Origin of the sequence: Endozoicomonas sp. G2_2 (assembly GCF_017744135.1) — a bacterium.
Lineage (GTDB): Bacteria > Pseudomonadota > Gammaproteobacteria > Nevskiales > Salinisphaeraceae > Salinisphaera.
Genome location: NZ_JAGHQU010000001.1, coordinates 185,549 through 203,287 on the forward strand (window position 1 = coordinate 185,549; position 17,739 = coordinate 203,287).

13 protein-coding genes and 2 pseudogenes are annotated in these 17,739 nt (G+C 66.1%); all 15 read right to left on the reverse strand.

Going from position 1 to position 17,739, the window contains the following annotated elements; all coding sequences use genetic code 11:
* Nucleotides 1-8: 8 nt before the first annotated feature.
* The gene (gene tldD, locus J7355_RS00800; RefSeq protein ID WP_209058975.1) at nt 9-1,475 is read right to left on the reverse strand and encodes a metalloprotease TldD; all 1,467 of its coding nucleotides are present in this window, start codon (nt 1,473-1,475) and stop codon (nt 9-11) included.
* Between the two features lie 25 nt (nt 1,476-1,500).
* Nucleotides 1,501-1,965, reverse strand: a complete 465-nt coding sequence (locus tag J7355_RS00805; RefSeq protein ID WP_209058976.1) for a GNAT family N-acetyltransferase — start codon at nt 1,963-1,965, stop codon at nt 1,501-1,503.
* A gap of 55 nt (nt 1,966-2,020) precedes the next feature.
* Nucleotides 2,021-2,995, reverse strand: a complete 975-nt coding sequence (locus J7355_RS00810; protein WP_209058977.1) for a quinone oxidoreductase — start codon at nt 2,993-2,995, stop codon at nt 2,021-2,023.
* A 32-nt stretch (nt 2,996-3,027) separates the two neighbouring features.
* Nucleotides 3,028-3,891: a carbon-nitrogen hydrolase family protein gene (locus J7355_RS00815; RefSeq protein ID WP_209058978.1), complete on the reverse strand. Its 864-nt coding sequence runs from the start codon at nt 3,889-3,891 to the stop codon at nt 3,028-3,030.
* Between the two features lie 62 nt (nt 3,892-3,953).
* Nucleotides 3,954-7,772 carry a YhdP family protein gene (locus J7355_RS00820; RefSeq protein ID WP_209058979.1) on the reverse strand — a complete coding sequence of 1,273 codons (3,819 nt, stop codon included), beginning with the start codon at nt 7,770-7,772 and terminating at the stop codon, nt 3,954-3,956.
* A 95-nt stretch (nt 7,773-7,867) separates the two neighbouring features.
* The gene (locus tag J7355_RS00825; protein WP_247739668.1) at nt 7,868-9,367 is read right to left on the reverse strand and encodes an Rne/Rng family ribonuclease; all 1,500 of its coding nucleotides are present in this window, start codon (nt 9,365-9,367) and stop codon (nt 7,868-7,870) included.
* 125 nt (nt 9,368-9,492) lie between these two features.
* Nucleotides 9,493-9,972 carry a 23S rRNA (pseudouridine(1915)-N(3))-methyltransferase RlmH gene (gene rlmH, locus J7355_RS00830; protein ID WP_209058980.1) on the reverse strand — a complete coding sequence of 160 codons (480 nt, stop codon included), beginning with the start codon at nt 9,970-9,972 and terminating at the stop codon, nt 9,493-9,495.
* 15 nt (nt 9,973-9,987) lie between these two features.
* On the reverse strand, nt 9,988-10,380 hold the full coding sequence (gene rsfS, locus J7355_RS00835) for a ribosome silencing factor (protein ID WP_209058981.1): 393 nt from the start codon (nt 10,378-10,380) through the stop codon (nt 9,988-9,990).
* A complete protein-coding gene (gene nadD / locus J7355_RS00840) occupies nt 10,377-11,042 on the reverse strand; it encodes a nicotinate-nucleotide adenylyltransferase (RefSeq protein ID WP_209058984.1) in 666 nt (221 codons plus the stop codon). The genes rsfS and nadD overlap by 4 nt, the downstream gene beginning before the upstream one ends.
* Before the next feature lie 314 nt (nt 11,043-11,356).
* The gene (locus J7355_RS00845; protein ID WP_247739669.1) at nt 11,357-12,646 is read right to left on the reverse strand and encodes a glutamate-5-semialdehyde dehydrogenase; all 1,290 of its coding nucleotides are present in this window, start codon (nt 12,644-12,646) and stop codon (nt 11,357-11,359) included.
* A gap of 12 nt (nt 12,647-12,658) precedes the next feature.
* Nucleotides 12,659-13,699, reverse strand: coding sequence for a DNA polymerase III subunit delta (gene holA, locus J7355_RS00850; RefSeq protein WP_209058986.1), 1,041 nt, complete (start codon nt 13,697-13,699; stop codon nt 12,659-12,661).
* Between the two features lie 98 nt (nt 13,700-13,797).
* Complete coding sequence (gene speD, locus J7355_RS00855) at nt 13,798-14,583, reverse strand: adenosylmethionine decarboxylase (RefSeq protein WP_209058988.1); 786 nt, start codon at nt 14,581-14,583, stop codon at nt 13,798-13,800.
* 102 nt (nt 14,584-14,685) lie between these two features.
* A complete protein-coding gene (locus tag J7355_RS00860) occupies nt 14,686-15,105 on the reverse strand; it encodes an OsmC family protein (protein WP_209058991.1) in 420 nt (139 codons plus the stop codon).
* A gap of 1,888 nt (nt 15,106-16,993) precedes the next feature.
* Nucleotides 16,994-17,197: pseudogene (locus J7355_RS17830) on the reverse strand (thrombospondin type 3 repeat-containing protein); the annotation flags it as partial.
* Nucleotides 17,177-17,479 (reverse strand): annotated as a pseudogene (locus J7355_RS17835) (thrombospondin type 3 repeat-containing protein); the annotation flags it as partial. The pseudogenes J7355_RS17835 and J7355_RS17830, both read right to left, overlap by 21 nt.
* Nucleotides 17,480-17,739 lie beyond the last annotated feature (260 nt).

Here is a 17,739-nt window from a genome sequence, read left to right on the forward strand (position 1 = left end):
GATGCGGGCTAACCCTGCTGGGTGCCGCCGACGGTGATCGAATCCACCTTGAGCGTGGGTTGGCCGACGCCCACCGGCACGCTCTGGCCGTTCTTGCCGCAGACGCCGATGCCTTCGTCCAGGGCCATGTCGTTGCCGACCATGGAGATGCGTTCGAGCACGTCGGGGCCGTTGCCGATCAGCGTCGCGCCTTTCACCGGCGCGCCGATCTGGCCGTTCTCGATGCGATAGGCCTCGTCGGCCGAGAACACGAAGTTGCCCGAGGTGATGTCCACCGAGCCGCCCGAGAAGTTCACCGCATAGATGCCGTTGTCGACCGAGGCGATGATATCGCCCGGCTGGCTCGTACCGGGGCGCATGTAGGTGTTGGTCATGCGCGGCATGATCGTATGCGCATAGGACTCGCGACGCGCGTTGCCGGTGGGCGCCATGCCCATGAGCCGCGCGTTGTGCTTGTCCTGCATGTAGCCGACCAGGCGGCCGTTCTCGATCAGCGTGTTGCAGGCAGCGGGGCTGCCTTCGTCATCGATTGCCAGCGAGCCGCGGCGGCCGTCGAGCGTGCCGTCGTCCACGATCGTGCACAGGTCGGAGGCCACCTTTTCGCCGATCCGGCCGGAATAGTTGGACGAGCCGCGACGGTTGAAATCGCCTTCCAGCCCGTGGCCGACCGCCTCGTGCAGCAGCACGCCCGGCCAACCCGCGCCCAGCACCACCGGCAGGCTGCCGGCCGGTGCGGGTTCGGCATGGAGGCGCACCAGCGCGCGGCGTACGGCCTCGCGCGCATAGCCGGCCACGCGATCGGCGGCGTCGCCGGTCGCGGCGCCGAAATAGTCGTAGCCCATACGCGCACCGCCGCCGGCACTGGCAGACTCGCGCAGACCGTTTTCTTCCACCTGCACCATCACGTTCACGCGCACCAGCGGGCGCACATCTCCGGCGAGCGTGCCGTCGCTGGCCGCGACCAGCATGGTGTCGGAGGAGCCGGCCAGCGATACGGTCACTCGTACCACGCGGTCGTCCGCGTCGCGTGCGATCTTGTCGGCATGGTGGAGCAGTGCAACCTTGGCATCGGCATCCAGCGTGGCGGCCGGATCGATCGGCGCATAGCGGGTGAGCGCGCCGCTGTCGCGACGCGTCAGGGCATTCGCACTCGCGCTCTTGCCGTCACGGGCAATCGCCGCGGCCACCTTTGAGGCCTGGGTGAGTGCCGGAAAGGCCAGTTCGTCGGCATAGGCGAAGCCGGTCTGTTCGCCGGCAAGCGCGCGTACACCCACGCCTTGGGCCGTGGAGGCCCCGGCGCTGCGCACCACGCCGTCCTCGAGCATCCAGGATTCGTTCTTCAAAATCTGGAAATACAGATCGGCGTAATCCACGCCCGGCACCATCAGGCCGGCCAAGGTGGACTGCAGCTGCGACGCGTCGATCCCGGCGGTGCCGAGCAGCGTATCGGAGGCGATATCGATTGCGTTGTTCATGGCGTCAGGTTAACACCGCGCAGGTTTACGCACCGAGCGGCTTTGCCATATAGATCCGGCGGTATCCGGCTTCGCGCCGGCGTGCGACTTCGACGTAGCCCAGGCGGCGATACAGCGCGATGTTCTCGGTCATCTGCTCGTTCGTATAGAGCGTGATGTGGTCGTGTTCGCGCGTGCGAGCCTGGTTCTCGGCAAAGTCGATCAGCGCACGGCCGATGCCGCGGCCTTGGGCATCGGGTGCAACAGCGAGGTTGTTGAGCAGGCATCCGGCATCGGTATCCGCGAGGGCCACCACGCCCACGACCGCGCCACGGTGAATCGCGACGTGCACGCCGCCGGCGGCCACCGCCCGCGCATGATCGACCCCCATGGCCGCCGGTGCCCGTCCGATACGCGGGATATAGATTTGATAGGCCAATCGCACGATCGCCGCGATCGTTGCCGCATCCTCGGCGACGGCCGGTCTGATGGCGACATCGGATCGTTTCATGGTGGGCGCCCTGATCGCGGCGCCCATACGATGCGCACGGCGCGCCGCGCGTGCGTCACAGCGTCAGAATGGTCGACCCGGTGGTTTCGCGATTCGCGAGCGCGCGGTGGGCGTCGGCCGCCTGTTCGAGGCCGAAACGCTGGCCGATGCGGATCTTGACGTCGCCCGATTCGATCACGGCGAACAGGTCGTCGCACATCATCTCGAAGCGTTCGCGGGTGTCGGCATAGCCGTTCAGGCTGGGCCGCGTGACGAACAGCGAGCCGCCCTTGTTGAGTTCGGCGAGATTCACGCCTTCCACCGGGCCCGAGGCATTGCCGAACGACACCATCAGCCCGCGCTTGGCCAGACAGGCGAGCGAGTCGGCCCAGGTGTCCTTGCCGACCGAGTCGTAGACGACCGGCACCATGGCGCCGTCGGTGAGCTCGCGTACGCGTTCCGGCACGGACTCGCGGGTGTAGTCGATGGTCATCCAGGCGCCGTTGCGATGCGCGGTCGAGGCCTTGTCCTCGTTCGATACCGTGCCGATCACATGGGCGCCGAGTGCGTGCGCCCACTGGCAGGCAATGGAACCCACGCCGCCGGCGGCAGCGTGGAACAGGATCGTGTCGTCTTCGCCGATCGCGTAGGTCTGACGGATGAGGTACTGAACGGTCAGGCCCTTGAGCATGCCGGCCGCCGCGGTCTCGAAGTCGATCGCTGCGGGCAGCGCGATCGCCTTGTCCACGGGCATGACGGTGAAATCGGCGTACGAGCCCAGCGGCGCCTGCGCATAGGCCACACGATCGCCCTCGGCGAAATCGTCCACGCCGTCGCCGACGGCTTCCACAACGCCGGCGCCCTCGGTGCCCAGGCCGCTGGGCGGATTGGCTGGATACAGGCCGGTGCGCACGTAGATGTCGATGAAGTTGAGACCGACCGCGCGGTTGGCGACGCGGATCTCGCCCGGGCCGGGGTCGCGCGGTGTGACGTCGGCCACTTCGAGAACCTCGGGACCACCGGTCGCGTTGAACAGGATCTGTCGGGCCATGAAGCGCTCCTTGCTGGGTTCGAAAGAGGGGCTTAGAACAGCCGCCGGTGCGACAGGCAGGGAAAGCCGTCGCGCAGTTTTTCCACGCGGCTGCGATCGATGCGGGCGACAACGACCTCGTTGGCGTCGCTGCGGGCTTCGGCCTTGATCTGCCCCCAGCTGTCGACGATCAGGCTGTGACCGTAGGTCTGGCGCCCGTTGGCGTGATGGCCGGCCTGGTTCGGCGCCACGATGGTGGCCAGGTTTTCGATCGCGCGGGCGCGGGTCAGCACGTGCCAGTGGGCACTGCCGGTGGTATGCGTGAACGCCGAAGGCGCGACGATGATCTCGGCGCCGTCGGCCGCCAGGGCCCGGTAGAGCTCGGGAAAGCGCAGGTCGTAGCACACCGTCAGGCCCAGCCGCCCGAAGGGCGTGTCGATCACCTGTGGTGCCGGCGTGCCGGCCACGAACGTCGCGGATTCGCGATATGCCTCGGCCGAGTCCGGTACGCCGACATCGAACAGGTGGATCTTGTCGTAGCGGGCGACGCGCGCGCCGCTGTCGTCGTAGACGCAGCAGGCGGGATAGACGCGGTCCGGCTCGCTGCTCGCGATGGGAATCGTGCCGGCCACGATCCACAGGCCGTGCTCGCGCGCGGCGGCGGCGAGAAAGTCCTGGATCGGCGTCGGTGTATCGGCCGCGCCCGGGTCGGCGGCATCGGGCTCGGCCACGCCGAGCTTGTCGGTTTCGTGGGCGCCCATGAGTGCAAAGTTCTCGGGCAGCACGGCCAGCCCGGCGCCGCGTTTGGCGGCATCGGCAAGTAGGTCGTTGGCGCGGGCGAGGTTGGGGGCGACCTCGCCCAGCGAATTCATCTGAATGGCGGCGATCAGCGGCGTATTGGAATCGGCGGCGGTCATGACGGTTTTCGGGTGCAGCGGGCGGGTGAATCGTTTATGTCGCGGCAGTGCGCCGTTCGACGTTATTCCTCGGTGCTGGGTTCCTCAATACGCGGATCGTCCCAGCTGCCTTTCAGGGTATACGCGATGCTCGAGAATTTCTGTATCGGTTTCTTGAGCAGCTCCTGCATCGCGAACACGGCAGCGCCGACGAGCGGGCCGCCGAGGACCGTGCTGGCGATGGTCACGCCGCTGCCCACCTTCGGGGTAATCGTCACGCGTTCGTCGTAATCGCGCGCGGCGAGGCCAATGCGGCCGTTCATGTGGATCTTCGACGACGGCGTTTCGATGCGCACGTTGTTGCTGTAGGCATCGCCGTTGCGGATATCGAAGTCGGCGCGGACCTTGTCGAAGGCCAGCCCCTCGTCGACCACATCACGAAAATCCAGACGCAGCCGACGCGGCAGTACGTAGAGGTTAACCAGCCCGAGCACGCGCGCCGCGCCCGGTTCCACCGCCGTGAAGGTGCCGTCGTCGAGCGCCAGTTCCACGCTGCCGTCGAGCGCGCGCAGATCGAGCCCGGCCGGGTTCGGCGCAATGTCGAGCCGGGCATGGACCCGCGCGGTGTCCGCGCGCACGGTCGAGGCATAGCCCAGGCTGCGCAGCAGGCCCGACAGGCCGTGGCCCTCGAAGCGCGTCTGTGCGCTGGCCTGGGTGGTGCCGCCGTCTTGTAGCCAGCGGCCGGTCGCCCAGCCCGCCAGCGCGCCGTCGCGCAGCTGGAAACGGTCGAGTTGCCAGCCGTCGGGCAGGGCGGTGGCGTTGAGCTCGGCTTCGCCGAAGTCGGTCGCGTCCACGAGCACCTTGCCGACGAAGATGTCGAGATGCGGCAGGTCGACAGGGTTCACATCCTTCCAGATCACCGTTTCGTCGTTGTCGGCGGGAGCCGGCGGATCCTGTTCGCGCGTCTTGAGCGCCAGGCGCGCCAGATTGCCGGCAATATTGATGTTGCCGCCCGCCGGCTGGGTCCATGTGATCTGGCCCTGGGTGTTCGGGCCTTCGAAGTCGATACGCCAGCCGGGCCGCGCGGACATGGTCTGGGCGCGCAGGTGGGTGTTCTCGAAATAGCGGTTGTCGAGATTCAGCTCACCGATGCGCAGATCCCCGCCGGTGAACGCCAGTGGCGAAGCGCCCGTGCCGTCGTCGTCCCGTGCCGCGGCCTGGACTTGATCGCGTACCACGGTGAACCAGCCAAGCCCGTCGGCAGATTGGGTCTGCCCGCCGATCCAGATGCCGTCGACGTCCGGCGGTTCGAGGCTGTCGTCGTTGAATACGGCCTGCACCCGCGTCGGTTTCCCGTCGTTCAGCCGCACGGCCAGATCGACGCGATCGTCGTAGTCCACATCCACACGCGACGTGTCGCCGGCAATGGTCAGCGCCAAGGGCGCGGCGTCGTCGGCCGCCTTGGTGAGCGGGTCCGGCAGTTCGAGCGCCATGCCCTGGAGGTCGCTGTCGAGGGTGATGTCGGACAGCCCGCCGTCGCGTGCGACTTCGAAGGCGACGTCGATATTCGTGGCGCCGCGGGCGTAGCGTTGCCAGGTTTCCGGCAGATAGTGGGCAAGTGCGGCGCTGTCCTGGGGCAGTTCGAGCCGCGCCCGGCTGACGATCCGCTGGCGATCGTCAGCGACCGGCTTGAGGTCCGTATCCAGCGCCACGCCGAGCAGGTTTCCCTGCAACCCGTGGGCATGCAGACCCTTGGCGTCGAACCGCAGGCGTCCCGTAATCCGGGTGATCGGGCCGGGCAGGGCCTTCTGGCGCAGAGTGGCGCCGCGCGCATCGACCGTGCCGGCGACCACCGGGTCGCCCAGTTCGGGCTTGAGCGGGATACGCAGGTCGAGCGTGAGGTCCGCGGGACCGTTGACCTCGATGGCTTCGAGCACCTTGGCGAAGCGATCACGCAGCGGCGATTGCGACAAGAACGACAGCATCTTCTTCGATTCGCCGCCTCGCGCCTTGCCGTCGATGAGCAGTATCGGCTCGCGCACGTTGGCGACCCGGCCGGTAGCCGGGCCCAGCGCCACGCCCAGCATCTCGGCGGCGCTCACGTCCACGCGCAGGTCGTCGCCCTCGAGCGAGAGCGTGCCGCGGGCATTGTCGAGCGAAGGCCAGCCATCCTTGTAGGTGACGTCGACCCCGTGGCCGGTCAGCTCGAGGCGAAAACGCTCGCCGTCGCGCGGTACGGCAAATGGAAAACGATCGAGCGCGCCGGCAATCTGCAGCCGGGCGTCGTCCAGGACACCGGCGGTGATCGCCTTCGGCAGCCAGTCCCGCAGTCGCTCGTTGGGCAGATCATCGGCCTGGGGAATATGCTGCAGCAGGCGGGCGCCATCGGGCGCGCTCGCGTGCGCGTCGATATCCACGACCGGCGCGCCGGCACGCGGCAGCCGGACGTTGCCGCTGGCCTGCACTTCGGCGGTGCCGCTCTTGAGTCGCAGCTTGCGTGCATCGACCTGCCAGCCATCCTCGCGGGGGTGCCAGCTCAGTTCGCCATCGAGGTCGTCGAGCGGCAGTTCGCCGCGTAAGAAACGGGGCACCCGGAGGCGGCCGCCGGCCTCGGAAAACTGCAGCACATGGGTATCCGCCTGCTGGTAATAGCTGCCGGCCAGCGGCCCGACGGCGAGCTTCGGATCGTCGATCGTCAGGGTGTCGAAGTCGAAGGCGATCCGGGCGGGCGTGTCGGCGCCGATGGCGAAGCTGAGGTCGTCGACGCGCGCATCGATTTCGGATTCGGCAAGCCGTTCGAACTTGAGCCGTGCCAGGCGCAGCGCCAGTGCAACCGGCACATGCCGGGCATCGAGACGCACCGCGGGCTCGTCGACATCCACCGCGCCCGTGAGGCTGAATGCGTCCAGACCGTCGAGGTCGCCTTTGAGTTGCGACACGACAATGCTGAAGTCGTCGTCGCCGGCGTCAGCGCCGGGCGTCTTCGGTATGCCGGCGGCCTTGAGCGTGGTCGACAATGCCGGCAGCAAGGGGGCGTCGTGCGCGGCGTCCTCGACTGCCGCCAGGTCGACCTGCGCGCGTGCCGATGTCAGGCGTTGCGATTGCCACTGGCCTTCGACGGTCGTGGACAGCGCGCCGCCCGAGAGTCGTTGCGCGAGCGCGGGCTCGAGCAGGTCGGCGCCGCGTGCGATATCGAGCGCCTGGACGCCGCCGAGCGAGATACGGAAGTCCGCGTCGTCCGGCGCCGGCAGCGGGCCGGTGAAATGGCCCTCGCCGTCGAGTTCTTCGAACCAGTCCGGCCCGTTCGCGTCGACCTGCCAGGCGTAACCGGCGTCTCCCTGCGTGACACGCGCGTCGGCGTGCTCGATGACCGCTTTCCCACCGGGCAGGGCGGCATCCTTGAGCGTGAGATGGGCATTGTCGACACGTATCGAGCGCATCCGGCTCAGCGCGTCGTTGACGGGCTGCCAGTCGAGCGGCTCGTCGCCCGGTCGCGACCAGTGCGCGACCCGCGGCCGATTGTCGGCACCGCGCCGCAGCGTCAGCCGCGGGCTTTCAAGCACGAGACCGTCCGGCAGACGCTGGCCGTGGATCAGGTCGTTGAAGGAAAAGTGCAGGCCGAGCGTATCGAGCGTGGCGGCCGGCCGGTCGTTGCCGCGGCGGGTGATGCGGACATCGGCGAGTTCCAGCAGCGGTCCGTGCCATTGCCAGCGCAGTTCGATCGCGCCGATGTCGATATCGGCGTCCATGCGGCCGCCGATGCGCTCGGCCAGCGCCTCTCGGTAGCTTGGCACGAGATGGTCGATCAGACGCACGCCGCCGACCATGAGCCCGGCCAGGATCACCACGCTGGCCAGCGCGATCACGAACGTGCGTTTGATCAAGAGACGCTTGGCGGGCATTGACGTGTGGGTCGGCGGTCAGGCGGGCGCGAATCGCGCCGGGCCGGAAGTTCCGGCGCACCGGCCCGGTAGGCGCACGGCACGAGCCCCACAGCTTACATCACCACCAGATCGAACTGTTCCGGTGTATACAGCTGTTCGGCCTGCAGCCGAACCGACAGGCCGGTCTCGGTGCACACGGCATTGAAGGCGCCCGACAGTTCGTCGAGCAGCAGACCGATGATGTCCGGCGCGGCGAGTATCAGCAGCTCTTCGGCGGCACGGGCGCGCGTCAGCCGGCTCATTTCGCGGAACAGGGCGAAGCACACCGTCTCGCCGGTCTTGATGAAACCGCGCCCGTTGCAGGCCTCGCAGGCGCTGCACATGAGTTGCTGCAGGGATTCGCGGGTACGCTTGCGCGTGATCTCGACCAGGCCGAGCGGCGAGATGTCGCCCACCGTGGTCTTGGCCGGGTCGGCGTCGAGCGCGTCGCGCAGCGCGGCGAGCACCTGTTGCTTGTGATCGGCATCGACCATGTCGATGAAGTCGATGACGATGATGCCGCCCAGATTGCGCAGTCGCAGCTGGCGCGCGACGGTATTGGCGGCCTCGACGTTGGTTCGCAGCACGGTCTGTTCCAGGCTGCGGGTACCGACATAGCCGCCGGTGTTCACATCGACCGTGACCATGGCCTCGGTCTGCTCGATGATCAGAAAGCCGCCCGATCGCAGCGGCACCTTGGGTTGCAGCGCGCGCTCGATGGCTTCCTCGACGCCGTACTGCGAGAACAGCGGCACGGGCTTGGTGTAGTGCAGGGCGCGATCGGTGAACTCGGGCGCGAAGCGCTGGGTGAAGGCGACCATCTCGCGCCAGGCGTCTTCGTCGTCGATGGTGATCGCGGCGACATCCGGCGTGAGCATGTCACGGAGCATGCGAATGGGCAGCGCGAGATCGCCGTAGAGCAGGGTTTCCGGCGCCACGATCCGGCTCTGGGTGAGGATGTCTTTCCACACCGTCGCTAGAAAGCGCATGTCGGCCGCGAGCGCATGATGTGGCGCGCCGTCGCCCACGGTACGCACGATGAAACCGCCCTCGAGCCCGAGTTCCTCGCGAATACCGGCGACGGCGCTGCTCAATCGATCGCGCTCGGCCTCGTTCTCGATACGCGCCGACACGCCGATGCGCGGGTTATAGGGCATGTAGACGAGAAAACGCGACGGAATCGCCAGGTCGGTCGTAAGGCGCGCGCCCTTGGTGCTCATCGCGTCCTTGGAGACCTGGACCAGTACGCGATCGCCCTGGCTGAGACGGTTCTGGATGCGCGGCGCGACATCCTGTGTCTCGGCCGGTCGGCGCACCATATCGGATATCTGCAGAAAGGCGGCCCGTTGCAGGCCGATATCCACGAAGGCGGCCTGCATGCCGGCCAGCACACGCTGGACCTTGCCGAGATAGATATTGCCGACAACGCTGCCGGTGGCGTCGCGCTGCACGTGAATCTCCTGGAGTACCCCGTTCTCCAGATGCGCGGCCCGCGTCTCGCCGGTGGATACGTTGACGAGTATCTCGATGCGCGGCTCCTCGGTGCGCGGTATGGCCATGCTCGAGGCGCTCATCGGCGCGTGTCCCGCACGGCGGTCGCGGCCGACAATATTTTTTGATTCAGTGCCATGACTTCGATTGTCTGCGTAGCACGTTGTGCCTGCAAGCACCGTGCATGGTCATGGTGCCGCGTTTCGACTCAGCCGCGGTGGTAGGGATGGCCGGTGAGAATACTGTGCGCGCGGAACAACTGTTCGGCCAGAATCACGCGTACCAGCGGATGCGGCAGGGTCAGGGGAGACAGCGACCAGCGCCGGTTGGCCCGCGCCAGACTGTTTGGGCCGAGCCCTTCCGGCCCGCCCACCAGCAGGGCGCGATCGCGGCCGTCGGCCATCCATTCGCGCATATGGGCGGCCAGTTGCTCGGTGGACCAGGGTTTGCCGTCGACCGAGAGCGCGATGACGTCCAGGTCGCCGTCGAGGCTGTCGCAGATACGCCGGTCCTCGTCGGCGATCGCGCGGTCGGCGGTATTGTTCTTGCCCTTGCCTTTGCGGTTGCCCGGCGCGATCTCGGTCAGGTCGAGTCGGCATTCATGCGGTAGGCGCCGTGCGTAGTCGTTGTAGGCGGTGTCCACCCAGGCCGGCATGCGCCGGCCGACCGCCAGCAGGCGAATACGCATCAGGGGCCGGGCCGGCTAGTGTGCGGTCGGTGTCTCGCCGGTGGCCGCGTCCATGTCCCACAGCTTTTCGAGCTGGTAGTAGGCGCGCGTTACCGGCTGCATGATGTGCACCACAACGCCGTTGAGATCGATGAGCACCCACTCGGCCTGGTTCAGGCCCTCCACGCGCGGCTGGATGCCGGCGTCCTTGGCGTGGGCGATGACGGTCTCGCCAAGACGCTTGACGTGGCGCGCCGAGCGGCCACTGCAGATCACCATGTGATCGGCGATGGTCGTCAGATCGGCGACGTCCAGTACCTGCACGGATTCGCCCTTGAGCTCGTCGACCGCCTCGATGGCGAGATCGAGCAGCTTGCGGGTCTGCGGATCGATCGTCTTCGCGTTGTCGGGTTTGTCTTGTAGGTTCATTGAGTCGCGGCCGTGGCCGGTTGGGGCTGATAGACGCCTGCATCCATGATGTCGTCGAGCACCGCCGTCGGCAAGAGATAGCGCGGACTCTGGTTTTCGGCGAGCAGCTGGCGGATATAGCTTGCCGAAATGGCAAGCGGCGGCGGCGTATAGGTGTATATGTGGCCGCAAAGCGTGTCATGCAACGCCTGGACATCGTCGACCGCACGCTCGGCCAGGGCTGTGCTGGCCTCGGGGTCGAGCGTGGCATCGATATCCGGTCGATCGATGAGCACGATATGGGCGCTGTCGAAGATGCGCTCCCACTGGTGCCATTGCGGCAGTTTCGCGAACACGTCACGACCCATGATCAGGCACAGCGGCGTGTCGGGCATGTCCTTGCGCATCGAGGCGAGCGTATCGACGGTGTAGGACGGGCCGTCGCGCAGCAGTTCGCGATCATCCAGACGCAGGCGCGGTTCCGTGCTCACCGCCACCCGGATCCATTTCGCGCGCTGGCCGGGCGACGCGACGGGTGCGTCGCGGTGCGGTGGCCGCGCGCAGGGCACCAGCCGCACGTGCGCCATGTCCAGCGCCGTGGCCATTTCCATCGCCAGGCGCAGGTGGCCGTTGTGAACCGGGTCGAAGGTGCCACCCAGGACACCCACCGGGTGGTTGCTCACGGGGACCTCCACATGAATCTTCGCGGATCGCGTTCGAGACCCCAAAGGCGTAGATACAAGGCGTCCGAGCGCAGAGTCCGGCTCGCTGCCGGACCAAGCTCGGCAACGCTGTAGCTGCGCCTTTGGGGCCGAACCCTTTCGGGGCCGGGGCTCTGCGCGCGCCTGGACGGCGTCACTCGTCGTTCATGTGCAATGAGCACATTTCTCTCCTCGTTTCTTGTCAGTCGCGCGCAGAGCACGCCGGCGCGACCGTGAAGATTCATGTGGAGGTGCCCATAGCTCCCCTCGTGAATACAGCGCATGGTTGCGCGCAGCTAGCGGACGTGGCCGTCGCCGAAGACGACGTACTTGAGCGTGGTCAGGCCTTCGAGGCCGACCGGCCCGCGCGCGTGCAGCTTGTCGGTGGAAATGCCGATCTCGGCGCCCAGGCCGTATTCGAAGCCGTCGGCGAAACGGGTCGACGCGTTGACCATCACCGAGGACGAGTCCACGGCGCGCATGAACGCCCGCGCGCGGGTGACATTCTCCGTGACGATGGCATCGGTATGGTGCGACCCCCAGGCCTCGATATGCTCGATGGCGGCGTCCATGTCGTCGACGATCCTGATCGCCAGAATCGGCGCCAGGTATTCCTCGCCCCAGTCCGAATCGTTGGCCGGCTTGATGCCCGGGCCGAGCAGTTTACGGGTTCGCTCGCAGCCGCGCAGTTCGACCCCGGCCTGGCGCAGATCCTGGACCAGGGGTTCCAGCACTTTCTTGGCGATCGGCTCGGCGACCAGCAGCGTTTCCATGGTGTTGCAGGTGCCGTAGCGCTGGGTCTTGGCGTTGACCGCGATGGCGACGGCCTTGTCGATGTCCGCCGCTTCGTCGATGAACACGTGGCAGACGCCGTCGAGATGCTTGATCACCGGCATCTGCGCGTTCTTGGACACGAACTCGATCAGGCCCTTGCCGCCGCGCGGCACGATGACGTCCACATAGTCCGGCATGCGCAGCAGCGCGCCGACCGCGGCGCGGTCGGTCGTCTCGACCACCTGCACGGCGTCGGCCGGCAGGCCGGCATCGGTGAGCCCGCGGCTGATGCAAGAGGCGATGGCCTGATTGCTGTAGGCGGCCTCCGAACCACCGCGCAGGATCGCCGCGTTACCGGATTTCAGGCACAGAGCGGCCGCATCGGCGGTCACGTTCGGGCGCGATTCGTAGATGATGCCGATCACGCCCAGCGGCACGCGCATGCGACCGACCTGAATGCCGGAGGGGCGATAGTTCAGGTCGGTGATACCGCCGATCGGATCGGCCAGGGCCGCGACCTGGCGCAGGCCTTCCGCCATCTGCTCGATGCGTTTTTCGTTGAGTTCGAGCCGTTCCAGCAGCGCGGTGTCCAGCTCATCCTTGCCTTCGCGCATGTCGCGGGCGTTGGCCGAGAGGATCGCGCTGCGGTTGGCGACCAGTGCTTCGGCGATCGCGAACAACGCGGCGTTCTTGGCACCCGGCTCAGCGGCTGCCATCGTGCGGGCGGCCTTGCGGGCGCGCTTGCCCATGGCCTGCATCTGGCGGTCGACGCGGGAGTCGTTGTTGTCGCGGTCGCTTAGATTGGCGCTCATGATCCTTTGAATTCAGGGACGGTTGGCGATGATGACGGACTCGCGGGCGGGTTTGCCGGAAAGCCCCAGCGTCAATGTTACCAGTTCGTCCCAGGCGCGACCGGCGGCGGCGCCCTTGTTGATCTGATCGAGCCGCGCCGCGCGACGCAGCAGATCGGCGAGCATCGTCGGGTCGGCCTGGCCGGCGGCGTCGCCCAGCTGGCGCTTGCGTGCCGGTGGCATGAATATCTTGCCGAGCATGGCATCGAGCCGATTCGCCCGAGCGGCGAGCGCGGCCTGATAGAGCATGCGGATTTCGCGTACCAGCGCCCAGGTGATGGGCACCGCGTCCACGCCTTCGGCACGCAGGCGCGACAGAGTACGCAGCGCGCCTGCGGTATCACCCGCCATCGCCTTGGCCGGCAGGTCGAAGATGCCGAAGCGGGTGTGGTCACTCGCCGCGGCCGCGATTTCTGGCGCGCCGATGGTCTCCTGCGGGTGCAGCAGCGCCAGGCGGTCGATCTCCTGGGCGGCGGCAAGCAGGTTGCCTTCGGTCTGTTCGGCAAGCAGGGCCACGGCGTCGCGGTCTAGCGTCAGCCCGTTCTCGCGGGCGCGTTGTCCGACCCACTGCGCCATGCGGCTGCCCGGCAACGGCCAGGCATACATCGCGACCCCGGCCTTGACGATGGCCTTGTACCAAGCGCTCTTGCGGGCGCTCGCGGCCAGTGGCGTGGCCAGAATCAACAGCAGCGTGGTGTCGGGCGCGTTCTTAGCGTAGTCGCTAATCGCAGCGCTGCCGGGCTTGCCGGGGCCCTTGTCGGTGAGATGCACCTCGAGCATGCGTTTTTCCGCGAACAGCGACAGACTGGCACCGGCGCTGGCGAGCTGACCCCAGTCGAACCCGGGTTCGGCATGCAGGACCTCGCGCTCGTCGAAACCCTGGGCGCGTGCGGCGGCGCGCAGCGCGTCGGCGGCTTCGAGTACCTGCAGCGGTTCGTCGCCGGCGAGCAGGTAGCAGCGCGCCAGCGGCTGGGTGTCGAGCTGTCGCTGAAACTGGTCGGCGCGCAATTCCATGGCTGTGTCTTATCCGGTCGGTCGCGGTCGGGGCAGGCGATCAGAACACATCACGACTTTGGACACGCAATCAATGCGCCGATTCGCCGGCGCCCGTGTCAGTCCGCGTCGCCCGCCGGCTCGCTGGTGAAGTTGCGACCGTAGAAGATCTCGTTGACCTCGGCCTCGATCCGGTCGGTGAGCTCGGCGGCCTCGGCTTCGGAGAGATCCTCCGCCTTTTCGGCGAACAGGTAGTCGTTGAGCGAGAACTCGGTGAGCCGCATCTTGGTATGGAAGATGCGCTCGGCGAGCACGTTCACGTCGATCATCTGGTAGCGATTGCGAATATCTTCCGGGATGTAGTCCTGGATCGAGTTGATCTCGTGATCGATGAAGTGCTTCACGCCATCGACGTCGCGGGTGAAGCCGCGTACGCGATAGTCCATAGACACCACGTCGGACTCGAAGCTGTGGATCAGGTGGTCGAGCGCTTTCAGCGGCGAGATCAGGCCGCAGGTCGAGACGTCGATATCCGCGCGAAATGTCGAGATGCCGTTATCGGGATGGAACTCCGGATACGTATGCACCGTGATATGGCTCTTGTCCAAATGGCCGACCACGGCATCCGGCGTGGGGCCGTCGTAGGCGGCTTCCTCGGCAATCAGGATGGTGACGCTCGCGCCTTCCGGCTCGTAGTCCTGGCGCGCAATGTTCAGGATATGCGCACCAATGATGTCGGATACTTCGGAAAGAATCTGCGTCAGCCGATCCGCGTTGAACACCTCGTCAAGATAGGCGATATACGCTTTCTTCTGCTCGCGGGTACGCGCGTGACAAATATCGTAGATGTTGAACGACAGCGACTTGGTCAGGTTGTTGAAGCCGTGCAGGCGCAGTTTTTCCATGGCGTATTCGCGATGCGGGCCGAACGAAGAAGGGCAGTATCCGCACCCATACGCTGGCGTCAAGCGTGCGCCGGCGCGCCAGTGCGGGTGATGCGGATGCGCTCAGTCCGCGGGCTCGATTGTGTAATCGTGGGTGATGTTCACGCTGGCCTGCAGCATGATCGAGGCCGAGCAGTATTTCTCGGCTGACAGCTGCACGGCGCGGGCGACGTGCTTTTCGTTGAGATCGCGGCCGGACACAACGAATTGCAGATGGATATCGGTGAACACCTTCGGGTCGGTGCTCGCCCGTGTGCCGTCCACTTCGATGCGACACCCGGCCACGTCCTGACGCGATTTCTTGAGGATGTGCATCACGTCCATGGCGCTGCAACCACCCACGCCCAGAAGAATCATCTCCATGGGACGAAAGCCGGCGTTCTCGCCGCCGATGTCCGGCGGGCCGTCGATGGTCAGCTGGTGTCCGCTGTCGGCGGTGCCGGAAAACTGCAGCTGGCCCTGCCAGTCGATGGTTGCTTTCATTTTTAATCGCGCTTTTGGTGCCTGTTTGAATCATGGGGCTACCCACAGACAAAAAAAGAGGCGCGGATATCCGCGCCTCCCGGGGGAACGCCCTGCCGGCCCTGGGGGAATAGGGCCGGCGGGGCGCGTTTCGTCGTCGCGTCTAGCGCAGGCCGAGACCTGAGCCACCCGACGTCAAGCCGCCCAGCAGCCCGCCGAGCAGACCTTCCAGCGTGCCCTGGAGCTGGGCCAGAGCGCCTTCCAGAGGCGAACCGCTGCCGTCATCCAGACTCAATCCGCTGAGAGCGCTGGTGATCTGGTCGACCGCGTCATTGATCTGGCTGGCGCCGCTGTTTTCATCCAAGCCCAGATCGCTCAGCGTACTGGTCAGCTGATCGACTGCACTTGCCAGCGGCGCCGGTAGATCGGCACCTCCGTTCGACGCCAGATCCTCCAGCGTGTCGGTGAGGCCCAGGACCGCACTTCTGAGCACGTCCGGGTTGACGCTGTCGCCGCTTCCCACATCCAGAGCATCAGTGATCTGCGTCACGGCACTGGTCAGTGCTGCTGTGGGATCAGTGTCACCGCCGCCGAGGAGGCCACTCAAGGTGCTCTCCAGCGTGGTTTGCAGCTGTGCCAGGCCTTGGGTCAGCGGATTGTCACCGGCATCACCTGGAGAGAAGTCGCTCAGTGCATTTGTCAGGCGCTGAACGACGTCCTGCAGCGCAGTTGCCGGGTCGGCGTCGTTGCCGCCGCCTAGGTCGAGGCCCATCAGCGTGCCCTGCAGCTGATCAAGAACCTGCGTCAGCTGTGAGGGTAGACCGCTGTCGCCATCGCCTGATGGGTCCAGCTGGCTCAACGCACCGGTGAGTTGGCTGACTGCCGACTGCAGCGCTTGCGTTCCATCACCTTCAGACAGGCCCGATAGGGCGCCCTGGAGTTGGGCCAGACCATTGGTTATCGCCGTCTGCGGGTCGGTGCCTCCGTCGAGCAGTCCGGTTAGCGTGCCTTGCAGCTGGGTCAGCGCCTGGCTCAGCGGATTGTCCTCCAGTTCGCCGGGGGTCAGGCCCGCCAGGGCGTCCTGAAGGGCACTCACCAGCATGTCGGGCGATGGCGTCTCGCCTTCGTTGTCCGGGGTCAGTCCCGACAGTGCCATTTGCAGATTGGCCAGTAACGTGTTCACGCCCGCCGACAGGTCGGTGTTGCCGCCGCTCGGGTTGAGCTGCTCAAGTGCGCCCACGAGCTGTTCGACCGTCGTATTGAGCGCATCGGAAACCGGGTTGTCGTTACCCAGGCCGGTGAGCAGATCGGTGAGCTGGCCAAGGCCGTCGGTGACGGCGGCCGCTGCGCCGCCCATGCCGTCTTCGCCGCCTTCGGGGATCGTGCCGTTTTGCACGCAGGCCGAGTAGACGTCGAGATTCGACAGGACATTCACAGCCCCATTCAGGCGCAGGCGTACCGAGTCGAACTCCTCGGGCGCGGTCACCAGCAGCAGCTGCCGGCGGTTGTCACCGATCAGCCCGAGCAAGTCGAGGTTAAGCAGGCCCGTATCGGACGAGTTCGCGACTTCGCTGCCGTCGTTGAACAGCGTGACATCGAGACTGCGGATTACGTCCAGAGTGAGCAGTGCGTCGGGTTGTGATACGACGAAGCCCACGCGCCGGTCGCCGCTGAACGACTGCGTGCCGTCGGTGACGGTGATGAAGCTGGCGCCGCCGAGAAGGCCGACGGTGGTGTTCATGCGCGCCGCGTTGTCCAGGTTCTCGTCAATGAGGTTGCCGTCGTCCTGGACGCCGCAGAGAACGCAGACGCCGGAAGAACCGCTGTCCACGCTTACGTTGCTACTGCCATCGGCGTTGGCCAGCGGCATGTAGGGCGAGTTCTCGCCGAAGGTGCACGCGGTTGCGGGGACATCGCTGTCCGGGTCGCAGACATCGCCGACGCCGTCACCATCGGTATCCAGCTGATCCGGATTCGGCGTGGTGGGGCAGTTGTCTTCGTCGTCGGGGACGCCGTCGCCGTCGGCATCGTCGTCGCCGTTGCCCATGTCGTCGTCACAGGCGTCGCCGATGCCGTCGCCGTCCGTGTCGGTCTGGTCCGGATTCGAGACCAGCGGGCAGTTGTCGACGTCGTCGGCGATATCGTCGTTGTCGTCGTCGTTGTCACAGGCGTCGCCGATACCGTCGCCGTCGGTGTCTGTCTGATCCGGATTGGCTACGGTGGGACAATTGTCCTCGTCGTCTGGCGTGCCGTCGTCATCGGTGTCTTGAGAACCGTCGTCCTCGCTGCCGTTGTCGTTGCCGATTGGCAGCGTGACGTCTTTATCATCGCTACAGCCTGCCAGTGCCAGTACCAGGCTCAGCAGCAGGAGTGCGAGTATCTGTTTCGCCCTCATGGTGGGTGTCTCCCTTGGTGTGTGATAGGTCCGCTAACTTGTTATCGGCAGCCCCTGGAAAGACGATACCATCAGGTGACAAAAAAAGTCAGTTATTGGCACAGAGAAGTCGATGGCGCGTTCTATTATCGCGTTTAAATAAATTGCGCACATTGGAAAATATGAAATGTTGTTTTGACATATAGCGCTTCTGGCTAATAGCAACAAGCATTTAGGCACCGCGTCCGTCGGCGTCACGCGGCGCAAATCAGGGTGACAAA